Consider the following 14,987-nt stretch of genomic DNA (forward strand, 5'->3'; position numbering starts at 1 on the left):
TTGGCTCATAGGGCGGGCAACCGCCCTGAACATATCTCAAAAAATTATGTCGTTTAGAAAAAATAAAAAACTCAACAACGATTTTTCCCGAGTTACGATCAGTTTGGCCTCTCCAGAATCCATTTTGGATAGCTCGAATGGCGAAGTAACCCAGCCGGAAACCATTAATTACAGAACCTACAAGCCAGAAATGGGCGGGTTGTTCTGCGAGCGGATTTTCGGTCCTGTGAAAGACTGGGAGTGTCATTGTGGCAAATACAAAAGAATCCGATACAAAGGCATCATCTGTGATCGATGCGGTGTAGAGGTGACTGAGAAAAAGGTCCGTCGTGAGCGAATGGGCCATATTGAGCTGGTAGTCCCGGTAGCTCATATTTGGTATTTCAAGTCTCTTCCAAATAAGATTGGATACCTTTTGGGACTTCCAACCAAAAAGCTGGACCAGATTGTTTACTATGAACGCTATGTAGTTGTTCAGGCTGGTATTAAGGCGGAAGAAGGAGTTCAATATTTGGACTTCCTTACTGAAGACGAATACCTAGACATCATGGACAAGCTTCCAAAGGAAAACCACATGCTGGATGACGATGATCCGAACAAGTTCATTGCCAAAATGGGTGCAGAAGCTTTGGAAATGTTGCTGGCGAGATTGGATTTGGATGATCTATCCTACTCTCTTCGTCATCAAGCGGCTACAGATACTTCTCAACAGAGAAAAGCAGAAGCATTGAAGCGTCTGAAAGTTGTGGAAGCATTCCGTGATGCAAGAACCCGTATCGAAAACCGTCCTGAGTGGATGGTAGTAAGAATGGTTCCTGTGATTCCACCAGAATTGCGTCCTCTTGTGCCTTTGGATGGTGGTAGATTTGCTACTTCTGACTTGAATGACTTGTACAGAAGAGTGATCATTCGAAACAACCGATTGAAGCGATTGATCGATATCAAAGCTCCCGAGGTGATTTTGAGAAACGAAAAGCGAATGCTTCAAGAAGCAGTTGACTCACTTTTCGATAACTCCAGAAAAGTAAATGCAGTAAGAGCAGATGGTAACCGGGCTTTGAAGTCCCTTTCTGATATGCTGAAAGGTAAGCAAGGGCGATTCCGTCAAAACCTACTCGGAAAGCGTGTGGATTACTCCGGTCGATCAGTAATCGTCGTTGGTCCAGAATTGAAGCTTCACGAGTGTGGTCTTCCTAAAAATATGGCGGCAGAGCTTTTCAAGCCATTTATCATCAGAAAACTGATCGAAAGAGGCATTGTGAAGACAGTAAAGTCTGCCAAGAAAATTGTGGATCGTAAAGATCCAGTGGTTTGGGATATTTTGGAAAACGTATTGAAAGGACACCCTGTTCTTTTGAACCGTGCCCCAACTCTACACAGATTGGGTATTCAGGCATTCCAGCCTAAGCTGATCGAAGGAAAAGCGATTCAGTTGCATCCATTGGTGTGTACTGCATTCAACGCTGACTTTGACGGTGACCAAATGGCCGTTCACGTGCCTTTGGGTCATGAAGCTATTTTGGAAGCTTCCACTTTGATGCTTTCTGCTCATAATATCCTTAACCCTGCCAATGGTGCACCTATCACAGTACCTTCTCAGGACATGGTTTTGGGACTGTACTATGTGACCAAAGGGAAAAAGTCTACGGCAGAAGAGCCAGTAGCAGGAGAAGGAATGACCTTCTACAGTCAAGAGGAAGTGATCATTGCATTGAATGAAGGCAAAATTTCCAAGCACGCACACATCAAGTGTAAGGTGAAGGTGAGAGCGGGTGAAGGAGAGATTTCCGAGCAAATCATTGATACTGTAGCAGGCCGATTGATTTTCAATCAGTTTGTTCCGGAAGAAGTGGGCTATGTGAACGAACTTCTGACCAAGAAAAAACTACAGCAGATTATCGCTGAGGTAGTTAAGGTGTGTGGAATTGCAAGAACTGCCCAGTTTTTGGATGATATCAAAAACCTCGGTTTCCAAATGGCTTACCAAGGCGGACTTTCCATGGGATTGAATGACGTAATCATTCCTGACGAAAAAGAGCCGATGATCGCCAAGGCTAAAGAGGAAGTAGACCAAGTATGGAACAACTACCTTATGGGTCTGATCACCGATAACGAGCGATACAACCAAGTAATTGATATTTGGACCCGAACCAACTCTCATTTGACGAATAATCTGATGAAGAAGATGGAGGAGGACAAGCAAGGATTCAATGCCATCTACATGATGATGCACTCAGGAGCCCGTGGTTCCAGAGAACAAATCCGTCAATTGGGCGGCATGAGAGGCCTAATGGCCAAGCCTCAGAAAAACCTTCAAGGTTCTGTGGGTGAAATCATCGAAAACCCAATCCTTTCTAACTTCAAAGAAGGTCTGGATGTATTGGAATACTTCATCTCTACTCATGGTGCTCGTAAAGGTCTTGCCGATACAGCATTGAAAACTGCCGATGCGGGTTACTTAACTCGTAGATTGGTGGACGTGGCCCAGGATATGATTGTGACCGAAGAAGACTGCGGTACTTTGAGAGGTTTGGTAGTACAGCCGCTGAAGGACAACGATGAAATTGTGGAACCGCTTTCTGAGCGTATTCTCGGTAGAGTATCGGTACACGATGTGTATGATCCCGTTTCTGACGAGTTGATTGTACCTGCTGGAGTCGAAATCACAGACGAAATTGCCAAAATGGTCGATGAGTCTGCCATCGAAGAAGTCGAAATACGTTCCGTATTGACTTGCGAGACACGAAGAGGAGTTTGCTCCAAGTGTTATGGTAGAAATCTTGCTACAGGCAAGATGGTTCAGGCCGGTGAGTCAGTGGGTGTAATTGCAGCTCAGTCTATCGGGGAACCAGGTACTCAGTTGACCTTGAGAACTTTCCACGTAGGGGGTACTGCTTCCAACATGGCTGTTGATGCCAGCATCAATGCGAAATTTGAAGGGGTGATCGAGTTTGATGAAGAATTGAGATTCCTCGAAACCACCAATAGAGATGGAGAACCAACCACTGTAGTGATGGGCCGTTCTGGTGAGATCAAAATCAACGATCCTAAGTCCGGGAAAACTCTCGTTTCCAATCACGTGCCTTATGGTGCAGTTTTGAACGTAAAAGACGGACAGAAAATTGGCAAAGGAGAATCCCTTTGTACTTGGGATCCATACAATGCAGTAATTCTTTCTGAATTTGATGGAAATATTGAGTTTGAAGCCATCGTTGAAGGGATTACCTACAAGGAAGTAGCCGATGATCAGACAGGATTCCGTGAAAAAGTTATCATTGAATCTAAGGACAGAACCAAAAACCCGGCCATCGTAGTGAACTACGGAGAAGATGCAAAAGCATACAACATCCCTGTAGGTGCTCACTTGGCAGTAGAGGCTGGTGATAAAGTGAAAGCTGGTCAAATCCTTGTGAAGATTCCTAGATCTGTTGGTAAAACCCGAGATATCACCGGTGGTCTTCCACGAGTTACCGAACTCTTCGAAGCTAGAAACCCGTCCAATCCGGCAGTAGTTTCTGAAATCGACGGAGTGGTATCTTATGGAGGTATCAAGAGAGGTAACCGTGAAATTATCATCGAATCCAAGGATGGAGTGATCAAGAAATACATGGTGTCCCTTTCCAAGCACATCTTGGTTCAGGAAAATGACTTCATCCGTGCGGGTGAGCCATTGTCTGATGGGGCAATCACTCCAAATGACATTCTTGCTATCAAAGGACCAACTGCGGTTCAGGAATATCTTGTCAATGAAATCCAGGAAGTTTACAGACTTCAAGGGGTGAAGATTAACGATAAGCACATTGAGGTCATTGTATCTCAAATGATGCAAAAAGTTGAAATTCTTGATGCAGGCGATACCAACTTCTTGCAGGGTCAAGTAGTAGACAAGTGGGCATTCCGTGAGGAAAACGACAATATCTTGGACAAAAAAGTGGTGATGGACGCAGGTGACTCCTCTACCTTGAAGCCAGGTATGATCATTTCTGCCAGAAGATTGAGAGATGAAAACTCCAGCCTGAAAAGAAAAGATTTGAAACTGGTTCAAGTAAGAGATGCAGAAACTGCTGTTTCCAAACCTACTCTTCAGGGTATCACAGCAGCCTCTTTGGGTACAGAAAGCTTCATTTCTGCAGCTTCTTTCCAAGAGACTACCAAGGTACTCTCCGAAGCAGCTATCCGTGGAAAGCGTGATGAACTGCTCGGTTTGAAAGAAAACGTAATCGTTGGTCACCTGATTCCTGCAGGTACCGGACAGAGAAGATTGCAAAATCTAATTGTCGGTTCCAAAGAGGAATACGAGAAACTTTCCGAAAACATGGAAAGAGCTACCTCAAAAAAATCAAGTGAGGCCATCCTTTAAATAAAGAATAATTGAACCCGAAAGGCCTGTATCTCAAGTACAGGCCTTTTTTAATCTCAAAACTATGGAAGACAACAAAAGACCTGATCAGCAGATCAATGTGGAGTTATCCGAAGAGGTAGCCGAAGGTATTTATTCCAATCTAGCCATGATTGCTCATTCCAATTCGGAATTTGTGATTGATTTTATCCGCCTAATGCCAGGAGTACCCAAGGCCAAAGTGAAAAGCAGAATCATTGTTACCCCGGATCATGCCAAGCGATTATTGGCTGCCTTGAAGGATAATATTGAAAAATACGAAGCTGCCTTCGGAAAAATCCAACAGGGTGGGGGAGCTCCATCTTTTCCGATCAGTTTCGGGACGCCTGGAGAGGCATAGAGAAAGCGAAACTTATTGTTAATATTCAGTCAAGTCCTGTGTCTTCGCAGGACTTTTTTTTTAACCGACCTTGATGATTATGAGTATCCGCTTGTGTGCATCTTACTGATATAAAAGAAGTTTAGGATTTCAAACTATGCATATTCGCCCATTTTAAGAGAGCTAGGAGATTTCTTATAAAACCGCTATTTGAGCCCTATGTGAAATGGTCCTAATACATATTTCTTTGATCCCATTTCTCTTCCGATTTAAATAATTACCAAGGATAAACTGTCAGGTTAAGAGACCAGACCCTATGAAACGACTTGGGTGTTGCCAGAAAAATTGGCTCCAGGGTGACTGGATCGAGAACCCAATGGTCCTTAAACATCGTGGTCAGTCCATAGTAATATCGGGCATCGACCACGAAATGACGCCCCAAGCGATAGCCAATCCCTCCCAGTATTCCCGCATCCAAACTTCGCAAGTGATCTAGCCTTGCCTCAGAATTATTGTGCGTATATACTTCCTTGTTATGCACCAAAAAACCGATTCTGCCACCAGCCTGGATGAAAAAATTCTTCCCACTGGGTCTGTATCTTGCAATGAGCGGAACAGCCAGGTAGTCGAATTTGGTAATGTATTTTCCCGAAAACACATCGGAAACGCTTCCGCCTTGACGGCTATAGACCAATTCTCCGGTCAAGGATAATTTCTCCGAAAAATCCCTTTCCAACGCCAGTCCTACCCGGTAACTCCACAAAGGACCTGTCAGGTTGATACTGTTTTTTACCCGGCTCAGATTTAGTCCACCAGTAACTCCATAGCGTGTAATGTTCTGGCCATAGCTGTCCCAAGTATTTCCAAGAAGGAGGCACCAAATCACTAAGCCGGCTATTTTTAGGTTGAATTTCATGTTTTTAGGATTTATGGAAGTGAACGTTGATGTAAGTCCTAGGAGTGGTTTCGTTATCAATCCCTCGATTTGGAAAGCGCACTTGCTATCAATCTTTACTTTATTCCAAAACGACTCGAACCTTTTGGACAGGCAATTTTGAATTTGGGTTAGGTATGAGATGTAAATAGTAAACGCCTCTAGGGAAATTCTTAACGTCAATTTCGAGTTTTTGATTGGTACCAAATGAGTCCATAGCCACCGGATTCTCATATACCAATCGTTTTACTGGTTCCATCGATTTCTCAGAATAGAGAATCAAATCAAACGAAACGATTTCAGAAGACATATCTCCTTCGAACTCGATTGATAATAAATTAGTTGCAGGATTTGGGTAGACCGTTTTAAGATATCCGCCAGCTGGAGGAAGATAGAAACAATATGGGATGCCAGTGCCACAAGAATTAGTTCCGGTGACGCAAATTGTAGCTCCGCTTGAGGTAGTGATATAGCAGTCTTGATTCTGAGGATTTAAAATAGCCGAACCTGAAGAAATATAAAATGTGTAGGTCACTCCTGGGCCACCTGAAGTCTGGCTAAATTGCCACATGTTAGATCCAGGGTCAAACAACCAATAATTAGGGTTGGTTATGACTGGTGGCCCCAATTTAACATTGACTACGGCACTTTCAAGATTTCCGCAACTGGGAATTACGGCTTTTACCGAATAGGATCCATTTGAGACATTAGCTATTGTGACTGTGCTGGATGTTCCATTTTGAGTGAAGCTACTTCCTCCGTTGACTGTTACTCCCCCATAAGTCTGCCAAACCAACTGGATAGGGTGAGTACTTTGAAAATCATAATTACTTGTAGCGGTGATACTTCTTGAGCTTCCCGCACATATATTTGTTTCTACCGAAATACTAGGGGTAGGTGGTTTTTGCTGAATATAGACACGAATGTTGCCACTAATACCTACGTGAGCCACATCTATCCATCCATTTTGTCTAGATGGATCCAGATTCAAGGTTTTCATGATGTCAGACTGAGTGCTACTTACCGTAAAGTTGGAGGAAGGAGAAACACTAATCTTCAGAAAACTGGGGCCGGGAATTACAACTAAATCAATGTAAACGTTGACATTGGTCTTGTCACATTTAATGTACGCCGTTTGCCCATTCGTGTACCAAGTACCATCTATATTCACTCTTGAAGGAAGTACGGCTATAGCTGCTTGAAGTGAGAAAATCCACAAACAACAAATTAGAAAAAATTTCATATCTTGTAACGATTTGATTTTAAGCTAAATATAATGATTTTTTAAAGGTGTCAACTACTTCCTCTGTAGAAAATATAGTGGCCTGGCAGATGTTGCTGGCAGGTCAGTCTAGTTGCCTGATTCTGAGCCTTCCCTTTCCAAAAAAATAACTGCTTAATTTTGTTACTCTTATTACTTCTTGTACCTTTGCAGTCCAAAAATTAACAGTTTACAGCAAAAATAAATATCATCAGTTAATGCCTACTATTCAACAGTTAGTAAGAAAAGGTAGAAATACACTGGAATTCAAGTCAAAGTCTCGCGCTTTGGACGCATGTCCTCAGCGAAGAGGGGTTTGTACCAGGGTATATACTACGACCCCAAAAAAGCCTAACTCTGCAATGAGAAAGGTGGCAAGGGTAAGATTGACCAACGGAAAAGAAGTGAACGCTTACATTCCTGGTGAAGGTCACAATCTGCAGGAACACTCTATCGTACTGATCAGAGGTGGTCGTGTGAAGGATCTTCCAGGAGTAAGGTATCACATTATCCGTGGTGCATTGGACACCGCCGGAGTAAAAGACCGTAAGCAAGGTCGCTCCAAGTATGGTGCTAAAAGACCTAAAGCTGGAAAAGGCGCACCTGCTGCAGCTCCAGGCAAGAAGAAATAACAAAACGTTTTAAAAGAAATGAGAAAAGCGAAACCAAAGAAGAGATATATTCTTCCTGACCCAAAGTTCAATGATACTTTGGTCACCAAGTTTGTAAACTGTCTAATGATCGACGGGAAGAAGAGTATTGCTTACAACATTTTCTACGATGCAGTAGCAAAAGTAGAATCCAAAGTAGGTGAGAATGGTCTTGAAGTTTGGAAAAAGGCGCTTAACAATATTGCTCCATCCGTAGAGGTGAAGAGTCGTAGAGTTGGTGGTGCTACTTTCCAGGTTCCAATGGAAGTGAGACCTGAAAGAAAGATGTCCCTTGGTATCAAGTGGATGATCACCTATGCTCGTAAAAGAGGTGAGAAAACCATGATGGATAGACTAGCCGGTGAAATCATCGCAGCTGCAAAAGGCGAAGGTGCCGCAGTGAAGAAAAAAGATGATACGCACAGAATGGCCGAAGCCAACAAAGCATTCTCCCACTTTAGATTTTAACCCCGATGGCAAGAGATTTAAAATTTACCAGAAATATCGGCATCGCTGCTCACATTGATGCCGGTAAAACGACTACCACTGAGAGAATTCTTTTTTATGCGGGTGTTTCCCACAAAATCGGGGAAGTACACGATGGTGCGGCTACTATGGACTGGATGGCTCAGGAGCAAGAAAGAGGGATTACTATTACCTCTGCTGCTACTACCGTTTTTTGGAACTATCGAGACCAAAAATACAATGTGAACATTATCGATACCCCGGGTCACGTAGACTTTACTGTTGAAGTTAACCGTTCCCTTCGGGTATTGGATGGCTTGGTGTTCTTGTTCAGTGCAGTAGATGGTGTGGAGCCTCAGTCTGAGACCAACTGGAGATTGGCTGATAATTATAATGTAGCGCGAATCGGTTTCGTCAATAAGATGGACCGTGCAGGTGCTAACTTTTTGGATGTTTGCAAGCAAGTGAAAGACATGCTTGGTAGCTACGCTGTTCCTTTGCAGATTCCAATCGGTGCAGAAGATAAGTTCCGAGGTGTTGTTGATTTGATCAACAACCGAGGAATTATCTGGAACGAGCACGACATGGGAATGACCTATGAGGTAGTTCCGATTCCTGAAGACTTGCAGGAAGAAGCTGCGCAGTGGAGAGAGCACTTGCTTGAAGCTGTAGCTGAGTACGACGAGTCTTTGATGGAGAAATTCTTTGATGATCCAGATTCTATTTCTGAAGAAGAAATTCTCACTGCTTTGAGAAAAGCAACAATTGACATGAAGATCGTTCCTATGGTTTGTGGTTCTTCTTTCAAAAACAAAGGAGTTCAGACCATGCTTGATTTGGTGATGGAATTGCTTCCTTCTCCATTGGATAAGGACGATATCATTGGTCATGCTTTGGACAACGAAGAGCAGGAAGTAAGAATCGCTCCAGATGAGAAAGAACCTTTTACAGGTCTTGCGTTCAAAATTGCCACTGACCCATTCGTAGGTAGACTTTGCTTTGTAAGAGCTTACTCAGGTGTTCTTGAATCCGGTTCTTATGTGTTCAACAGCCGATCTGGCAATAAAGAGCGTATCTCCCGAGTATTCCAAATGCATGCAAATAAGCAAAACCAAATTGAAAGATTGGTGGCAGGGGATATCGGAGCCGTAGTAGGCTTTAAAGATATCAAGACCGGTGATACGCTTTGTGACGAAAAGCGCAAAGTAGTATTGGAATCTATGATCTTCCCTGAGCCAGTTATCGGTTATGCCATTGAGCCTAAGACTCAGGCAGACGTCGACAAATTGGGTATGGCGATTGCCAAATTGGTTGAAGAAGATCCTACACTTCAAGTTAATACCGACCACGAAACTGGTCAGACGATCTTGAGAGGTATGGGTGAGCTTCACTTGGAAATCATCATTGACCGGTTGAAGAGAGAATTCAAGGTTGAAATTAATCAAGGTGCGCCTCAGGTGGCTTACAAAGAAGCTTTGTTTGGTTCGGTAGAACACAAAGAAGTGTACAAGAAGCAAACCGGTGGTAAAGGTAAATTTGCGGACATTGTCTTCGAATTGGGTCCAAGAGAGGCTGATGCAGAAACCGGTGAAATCAAGCAGGGATTGGATTTTGTCAACGGTATCGTAGGTGGTGTGATTCCTAAAGAATTTATCCCCGCTATCCAAAAAGGATTCAACGAGGCGATGAAAAATGGTCCTTTGGCAGGATATCCAATCGAGTCCATGAAAGTAAGATTGTTCCACGGATCCTTCCACGATGTGGACTCCGATGCGCTTTCTTTCGAATTGGCAGCAAGAATTGGATTTAAAGAGGCAGCCAAAAAATGTAAGCCTCAGCTTTTGGAACCAATCATGTCTGTGGATGTGGTGACTCCAGATGAGTACACAGGTCCTATCACCGGTGACTTAAACAGAAGAAGAGGTTTGATGAAAGGGATGGATACCAAAGGTACCTCTACCGTAGTCAGAGCGGCTGTTCCTTTGTCCGAGTTGTTCGGTTACGTGACTGACTTGAGAACGATCTCTTCCGGTAGAGCGACTGCGTCCCTGACCTTCTCTCACTACGAACCAGTTCCAAGCAATATTGCGGAAACAGTGATTGCCAAAGTAAAAGGTGAAAAAGCCTAATCTTCAAGAAAATGAATCAGAAAATCAGAATAAAACTAAAATCATACGATCATAGCCTGGTGGACAAGTCATCAGAGAAGATCGTGAAGGCAGTAAAGGCCACAGGCGCTGTAGTAGTAGGTCCTATTCCTTTGCCTACCAAGAAAGAGAAGTTTACCGTGTTGAAATCCCCACACGTAAACAAGAAAGCCAGAGATCAATACCAGCTTTGTACTTATAAGAGATTGGTAGATATCTATTCCAATTCTTCCAAGACCGTAGATGCACTCATGAAGATTGAGCTTCCAAGCGGTGTGGACGTGGAGATCAAAGTCTGATCGGCTCTGAAAATTTCCCTCAAAAGGCCTGCAAATCATGCAGGTCTTTTGTTTTTGTGGGGATTTATAAAATTTTCATTGGCAGGAAAGGCAATTCTAGGGTTTCGGCCAATCATTTTTTTCTAAATGTTTGAAAATATTAGAGTTGGGATTTGCTGCCAAATATTATTTCAGTAACTTTGCAGTCCTTAAAAAGGGCCCAAGCGCATAAATGCTTGTGGATTATCAAATTATCTTATTTAAGATGTCTGGTATTATAGGTAAAAAAGTCGGAATGACTAGCATCTTCAGTGCCGATGGACGTAATGTCGCATGCACGCTAATCGAAGCTGGTCCTTGCGTAGTGACGCAAGTAAAAAACGTTGAAACAGACGGGTACAACGCAGTGCAGTTGGGGTTTGGTGAGCGAAAGGAGAAAAATACTCCTAAGCCATTGATGGGCCATTTCAAAAAGGCCGGCACCACTCCTAAGCAGAAAGTTGTTGAGTTCCGTGATTTCCGGGTCGAATTTGAAGGCCAGGTAAATCTAGGGGCTACAGTGAAAGCTGGTGAAGTATTTGTTGAGGGCGACTTCGTTGACGCCATCGGTACTTCCAAAGGTAAAGGATTTCAGGGTGTGGTGAAGCGTCATGGTTTTGGCGGTGTGGGTGGACAAACTCACGGTCAGCACAACAGACAGAGACACCCAGGTTCCATTGGTGCATGTTCTTGGCCTTCCCGAGTATTCAAGGGAATGAGAATGGCCGGAAGAACAGGAGGAGACAGAGTAAAGGTGATCAACCTCCGCGTGTTGAAAATCTACCCTGAGCAAAACCTCTTGTTGGTTTCTGGTTCAGTGCCTGGTCCAAAAAATTCATTTGTTATTCTGGAGAAGTAAGCCATGGAATTAGCAGTAATTAATCATCAAGGACAAGATACAGGTAGAAAGGTGACGCTTTCGGATGAGATTTTTGCAATCGAACCCAATGACAACGCCATTTACCTGGATGTGAAACAATACCTGGCCAATCAAAGACAGGGAACTCACAAATCCAAAGAAAGAAATGAAGTAGCAGGGTCTACCAAAAAGATCAAGAAGCAAAAAGGTACCGGTGGTGCACGAGCTGGATCTTTGAAGTCCCCGCTTTTCAGAGGTGGAGGTAGAGTATTTGGCCCTAAGCCAAGAGACTACTCCTTCAAATTGAATAAAAAATTGAAGCAGCTGGCTAGAAAGTCTGCCCTTTCTTACAAAGTGAAGGACAACAGCCTGGTGGTTCTGGAGGATCTGTCATTCGAAGCTCCAAAGACCAAAAGCTACCTAGCTTTGCTAAATGGACTTGCTCTGGCAGATAAAAAGACCCTTTTGGTTCTTCCTGAAGACAATAAAAATGTCTTCTTGTCCAGTAGAAACCTTCCTAAGGCAAAAGTGGTCACTGTGAATGATGTCAATACTTATCAGTTGCTGCACGCAGATCACCTGGTGTTGTGCGAAGGTTCTGTAAGTAAGTTGGAAACCATTTTATCGAAATAAGACAATGGAGATTCTGAAACAGCCTTTGATTACAGAAAAGATCTCAGGACTTAACGAAAAGGGAGTATACGGATTTATCGTAGAAAAAACTGCAGATAAGCTTCAGATCAAAAACGCGGTAGAAAAGACCTATGGCGTGAAGGTAGTATCTATTCGCACCATGCGGTATGCTGCAAAGCATAAGACCCGATATACCAAGAATAAAATCGTATCAGGCTTCACCAATTCCTTCAAAAAGGCAATTGTTCAGGTAGCTGACGGTGAGGTGATTGATTTTTACGGAGAAATTTAATTGAATCAATATCATGGCAATTAAAAAATTAAGGCCTGTTACTCCGGGAACCCGATTCAGAGTAGCTCCAGCTTTCGACGAGATTACTTCGTCCAAGCCGGAGAAATCTCTGATCGCTCCTTTGAAGAAATCAGGCGGTAGAAATAATGAAGGCAAAATGACTGCCCGATACATCGGTGGTGGTCATAAGAGAAGACTTAGAATTGTAGACTTCCAAAGAAACAAGTTTGGTGTACCTGCGACCGTCAAAGCGATCGAGTATGATCCAAACAGAACAGCACGTCTTGCCCTACTTTACTATGCAGATGGTGCTAAAGCCTACATTATCGCCCCGGAAGGTTTGCAAGTAGGACAAACAGTGATTTCCGGTGAGAAAGTTGCTCCTGAAGTGGGCAACGCCATGCAAATGGTCAACATCCCCATGGGTACTATTGTACACAATGTGGAATTGAAACCAGGAAAAGGTGGAGCAATGGCCCGAAGTGCCGGCGGATACGCGCAGATCGTCGCCAGAGATGGCAAGTATGTGACCGTGAAGCTTCCTTCTGGTGAAATGAGATTGGTATTGGGAGTATGTATGGCTACAGTCGGAACTGTTTCCAACGGAGACCATATGAACGTTGTCTTGGGCAAAGCAGGCCGTAAGAGATGGCTTGGTGTAAGACCACGAACCAGAGGTGTAGCTATGAACCCAGTCGATCACCCTATGGGTGGTGGGGAAGGTAGATCCTCAGGAGGTCACCCGAGATCCAGAAAAGGTCTTCTTGCCAAGGGTAAGAAAACCAGATCCCCTAAGAAGTATTCAAACAAGTTTATCGTTAGCAAAAGATCTAAATAAACATGGCACGATCATTAAAAAAAGGTCCTTATATCGAGCACCACTTGGTGAAGAAAGTAGACGCCATGAACGAATCAGGCAAGAAATCTGTCATCAAGACTTGGTCCAGGAGATCAATGATTTCTCCGGATTTCGTAGGCCACACCTTCGCTGTGCATAACGGTAACAAGTTTATTCCTGTTTTTGTCACTGACAACATGGTAGGTCACAAGTTGGGCGAATTTGCCCCCACTAGAAATTTTCGTGGCCACGTTGCTAAAAAAGATAAAGGAAAGAGATAATCATGGAAGCAATAGCAAGATTACGAAATGTTCCTACCTCCCCGCGCAAAATGCGCCTGGTTGCTGACCTCGTAAGGGGCAAGCGAGTGGGAATGGCTTTGAGCCTGTTGAAATATACGCCAAATCACGGAGCTCTCAGGCTGGAGAAATTACTTCTGTCAGCTGTTGCCAACTGGCAAGCCAAGAATCCTGATGCCAAGCTGGAAGAGGCAGATCTATACATCAAAACCATCATGGTAGACGAAGGTAGATCCCTGAAAAGACTCAGACCAGCTCCTCAGGGTAGAGGTCATAGAATCCGCAAAAGATCCAATCATGTAACCCTTGTTGTTGATGCATTCAACGCCGGAGTTGTTACCGCTGATTTTGAAGAATTAAACGAAAAGGCAAATTAAGAAAAGACTATGGGACAAAAGATTAACCCAATAGGATTTAGACTTGGTGTAGTCAAAGGCTGGGATTCCAACTGGTATGGTGGAAAAGACTTTGCTGAGAAGCTATACGAAGATCAGCAAATCCGAAAGTATGTCCTTGCCAGAATCCCTAAAGGTGGTATTTCCAAGGTGATCATCGAGCGTACGCTGAAAAGAATCACGTTGACTATTCATACTGCAAGACCAGGGGTAGTAATTGGTAAAGGCGGAGCCGAAGTAGACAAGCTGAAAGAAGAGTTGAAGAAAATCACAAACAAGGATATTCAGATCAACATCTTTGAAATCAAGCGTCCTGAATTGGATGCGAAGTTGGTAGGAGAATCTATCGCTCAGCAGCTTCAGGCAAGAATTTCCTTCCGCCGAGCAATGAAGCAGGCTATCGCCGCTTCCATGCGAGTAGGAGCAGAAGGGATCAAAGTAAAACTCTCCGGACGTTTGGGAGGTGCTGAAATGGCAAGATCTGAAATGTACAAAGAAGGAAGAATTCCTTTGCATACCCTCAGAGCTGACATTGATTATGCCATCTCCGAAGCTTTGACAGTGTACGGAATCATCGGTATCAAAGTATGGATATTCAAAGGTGAAGTATACGGCAAGAGAGATCTTTCTCCCAATCAGGGTGCTGCAAATGAGCCTAAAGGCCAAAGACCTGCAGGTCCTAAGGGAAGAGACAACGGTCCGAGACGAAGAAAAAGAAATAACTAATTTTCACCGTTCTAAGTGAGAAATCATGTTACAGCCAAAAAGAACTAAATATAGGAAAATGCAAAAGGGCCGTGTCAAAGGCATTGCACAAAGAGGGCATGAGCTTTCTTTTGGCAACTTTGGCATCAAATCCCTGGAGCCAGGATGGATTACTTCACGCCAGATCGAGGCAGCACGTATTGCCATGACCCGAGCGATGAAGAGAGAAGGTCAGGTTTGGATCAGGATTTTCCCTGACAAGCCGATCACCAAAAAGCCCGCTGAGGTTCGTATGGGTAAAGGTAAGGGGGCTCCAGAATACTGGGTGGCCGTTATCAAGCCGGGAACGATCCTTTTCGAAGCTACAGGCGTCAGCCTGGAGACCGCTCAGGAAGCATTGAGACTTGCGCAGCAGAAGCTACCCGTAAGTACAAGATTTGTGGTAAGAAGAGACTACGCTGAATAATCAGGAAT

General features: G+C 43.8%; 16 protein-coding genes. 14 read left to right on the forward strand and 2 right to left on the reverse strand.

Translation table 11 applies throughout. The features are described from left to right. Positions 1 to 46 precede the first annotated feature (46 nt). Both rpoC and AAA943_RS04280 read left to right on the forward strand, forming a co-directional pair. Positions 47 to 4,360, forward strand: a complete 4,314-nt coding sequence (gene rpoC, locus AAA943_RS04275) for a DNA-directed RNA polymerase subunit beta' (protein WP_338223008.1) — start codon at positions 47 to 49, stop codon at positions 4,358 to 4,360. A gap of 64 nt (positions 4,361 to 4,424) precedes the next feature. After that, a complete protein-coding gene (locus AAA943_RS04280; RefSeq protein ID WP_338223009.1) occupies positions 4,425 to 4,739 on the forward strand; it encodes a DUF3467 domain-containing protein in 315 nt (104 codons plus the stop codon). A gap of 256 nt (positions 4,740 to 4,995) precedes the next feature. On the opposite strand, the gene AAA943_RS04285 is transcribed toward AAA943_RS04280, so the two are convergent. Continuing rightward, entirely contained in the window at positions 4,996 to 5,634 is a 639-nt protein-coding gene (locus AAA943_RS04285; RefSeq protein WP_338223010.1) for a porin family protein, read from the reverse strand. 100 nt (positions 5,635 to 5,734) lie between these two features. Further along, entirely contained in the window at positions 5,735 to 6,895 is a 1,161-nt protein-coding gene (locus AAA943_RS04290) for a hypothetical protein (protein ID WP_338223011.1), read from the reverse strand. A gap of 236 nt (positions 6,896 to 7,131) precedes the next feature. Between AAA943_RS04290 and rpsL the strand changes: the two genes are divergently transcribed. The 12 genes from rpsL (at position 7,132) to rplP (ending at position 14,979) form a co-directional block, all read left to right on the forward strand. Beyond that, entirely contained in the window at positions 7,132 to 7,545 is a 414-nt protein-coding gene (gene rpsL, locus AAA943_RS04295) for a 30S ribosomal protein S12 (RefSeq protein ID WP_338220999.1), read from the forward strand. 18 nt (positions 7,546 to 7,563) lie between these two features. Further along, complete coding sequence (rpsG, locus tag AAA943_RS04300) at positions 7,564 to 8,031, forward strand: 30S ribosomal protein S7 (protein WP_067544568.1); 468 nt, start codon at positions 7,564 to 7,566, stop codon at positions 8,029 to 8,031. A gap of 5 nt (positions 8,032 to 8,036) precedes the next feature. Beyond that, positions 8,037 to 10,157 (forward strand): elongation factor G, encoded by a 2,121-nt coding sequence (fusA, locus tag AAA943_RS04305; RefSeq protein WP_338223012.1) that lies wholly within the window; start codon positions 8,037 to 8,039, stop codon positions 10,155 to 10,157. Between the two features lie 11 nt (positions 10,158 to 10,168). Then, entirely contained in the window at positions 10,169 to 10,474 is a 306-nt protein-coding gene (gene rpsJ / locus AAA943_RS04310) for a 30S ribosomal protein S10 (RefSeq protein ID WP_024284766.1), read from the forward strand. 244 nt (positions 10,475 to 10,718) lie between these two features. After that, positions 10,719 to 11,351 carry a 50S ribosomal protein L3 gene (gene rplC / locus AAA943_RS04315; protein WP_338220997.1) on the forward strand — a complete coding sequence of 211 codons (633 nt, stop codon included), beginning with the start codon at positions 10,719 to 10,721 and terminating at the stop codon, positions 11,349 to 11,351. Between the two features lie 3 nt (positions 11,352 to 11,354). Next, positions 11,355 to 11,984, forward strand: coding sequence for a 50S ribosomal protein L4 (rplD, locus tag AAA943_RS04320; RefSeq protein WP_338223013.1), 630 nt, complete (start codon positions 11,355 to 11,357; stop codon positions 11,982 to 11,984). Between the two features lie 4 nt (positions 11,985 to 11,988). Next, on the forward strand, positions 11,989 to 12,276 hold the full coding sequence (gene rplW, locus AAA943_RS04325) for a 50S ribosomal protein L23 (protein ID WP_338223014.1): 288 nt from the start codon (positions 11,989 to 11,991) through the stop codon (positions 12,274 to 12,276). Positions 12,277 to 12,289: 13 nt separating this feature from the next. Then, entirely contained in the window at positions 12,290 to 13,114 is an 825-nt protein-coding gene (rplB, locus tag AAA943_RS04330) for a 50S ribosomal protein L2 (RefSeq protein WP_338223015.1), read from the forward strand. Positions 13,115 to 13,116: 2 nt separating this feature from the next. After that, complete coding sequence (gene rpsS / locus AAA943_RS04335) at positions 13,117 to 13,395, forward strand: 30S ribosomal protein S19 (protein ID WP_026953267.1); 279 nt, start codon at positions 13,117 to 13,119, stop codon at positions 13,393 to 13,395. Between the two features lie 2 nt (positions 13,396 to 13,397). Then, complete coding sequence (rplV, locus tag AAA943_RS04340; RefSeq protein ID WP_338223016.1) at positions 13,398 to 13,790, forward strand: 50S ribosomal protein L22; 393 nt, start codon at positions 13,398 to 13,400, stop codon at positions 13,788 to 13,790. Positions 13,791 to 13,799: 9 nt separating this feature from the next. Then, positions 13,800 to 14,534 (forward strand): 30S ribosomal protein S3, encoded by a 735-nt coding sequence (gene rpsC, locus AAA943_RS04345; RefSeq protein WP_338220992.1) that lies wholly within the window; start codon positions 13,800 to 13,802, stop codon positions 14,532 to 14,534. 25 nt (positions 14,535 to 14,559) lie between these two features. After that, the gene (rplP, locus tag AAA943_RS04350) at positions 14,560 to 14,979 is read left to right on the forward strand and encodes a 50S ribosomal protein L16 (protein ID WP_338220991.1); all 420 of its coding nucleotides are present in this window, start codon (positions 14,560 to 14,562) and stop codon (positions 14,977 to 14,979) included. Positions 14,980 to 14,987 lie beyond the last annotated feature (8 nt).

The sequence above is a fragment of the Algoriphagus confluentis genome, from assembly GCF_036245625.1.
Classification (GTDB): domain Bacteria; phylum Bacteroidota; class Bacteroidia; order Cytophagales; family Cyclobacteriaceae; genus Algoriphagus; species Algoriphagus confluentis.

What these genes read in the sequence shown, in the direction of transcription:
- rplW (WP_338223014.1), top strand. Translation starts at nt 11,989, where the DNA reads ATGGAGATTCTGAAACAGCCTTTGATTACAGAAAAGATCTCAGGACTT.
- rpsL (WP_338220999.1), top strand. Translation starts at nt 7,132, where the DNA reads ATGCCTACTATTCAACAGTTAGTAAGAAAAGGTAGAAATACACTGGAA.
- rplD (WP_338223013.1), top strand. Translation starts at nt 11,355, where the DNA reads ATGGAATTAGCAGTAATTAATCATCAAGGACAAGATACAGGTAGAAAG.
- rpsC (WP_338220992.1), top strand. Translation starts at nt 13,800, where the DNA reads ATGGGACAAAAGATTAACCCAATAGGATTTAGACTTGGTGTAGTCAAA.
- rplC (WP_338220997.1), top strand. Translation starts at nt 10,719, where the DNA reads ATGTCTGGTATTATAGGTAAAAAAGTCGGAATGACTAGCATCTTCAGT.
- fusA (WP_338223012.1), top strand. Translation starts at nt 8,037, where the DNA reads ATGGCAAGAGATTTAAAATTTACCAGAAATATCGGCATCGCTGCTCAC.
- AAA943_RS04285 (WP_338223010.1), bottom strand. Translation starts at nt 5,634, where the DNA reads ATGAAATTCAACCTAAAAATAGCCGGCTTAGTGATTTGGTGCCTCCTT.
- rplB (WP_338223015.1), top strand. Translation starts at nt 12,290, where the DNA reads ATGGCAATTAAAAAATTAAGGCCTGTTACTCCGGGAACCCGATTCAGA.
- AAA943_RS04280 (WP_338223009.1), top strand. Translation starts at nt 4,425, where the DNA reads ATGGAAGACAACAAAAGACCTGATCAGCAGATCAATGTGGAGTTATCC.
- rplP (WP_338220991.1), top strand. Translation starts at nt 14,560, where the DNA reads ATGTTACAGCCAAAAAGAACTAAATATAGGAAAATGCAAAAGGGCCGT.
- AAA943_RS04290 (WP_338223011.1), bottom strand. Translation starts at nt 6,895, where the DNA reads ATGAAATTTTTTCTAATTTGTTGTTTGTGGATTTTCTCACTTCAAGCA.
- rpsJ (WP_024284766.1), top strand. Translation starts at nt 10,169, where the DNA reads ATGAATCAGAAAATCAGAATAAAACTAAAATCATACGATCATAGCCTG.
- rpsS (WP_026953267.1), top strand. Translation starts at nt 13,117, where the DNA reads ATGGCACGATCATTAAAAAAAGGTCCTTATATCGAGCACCACTTGGTG.
- rpsG (WP_067544568.1), top strand. Translation starts at nt 7,564, where the DNA reads ATGAGAAAAGCGAAACCAAAGAAGAGATATATTCTTCCTGACCCAAAG.
- rpoC (WP_338223008.1), top strand. Translation starts at nt 47, where the DNA reads ATGTCGTTTAGAAAAAATAAAAAACTCAACAACGATTTTTCCCGAGTT.
- rplV (WP_338223016.1), top strand. Translation starts at nt 13,398, where the DNA reads ATGGAAGCAATAGCAAGATTACGAAATGTTCCTACCTCCCCGCGCAAA.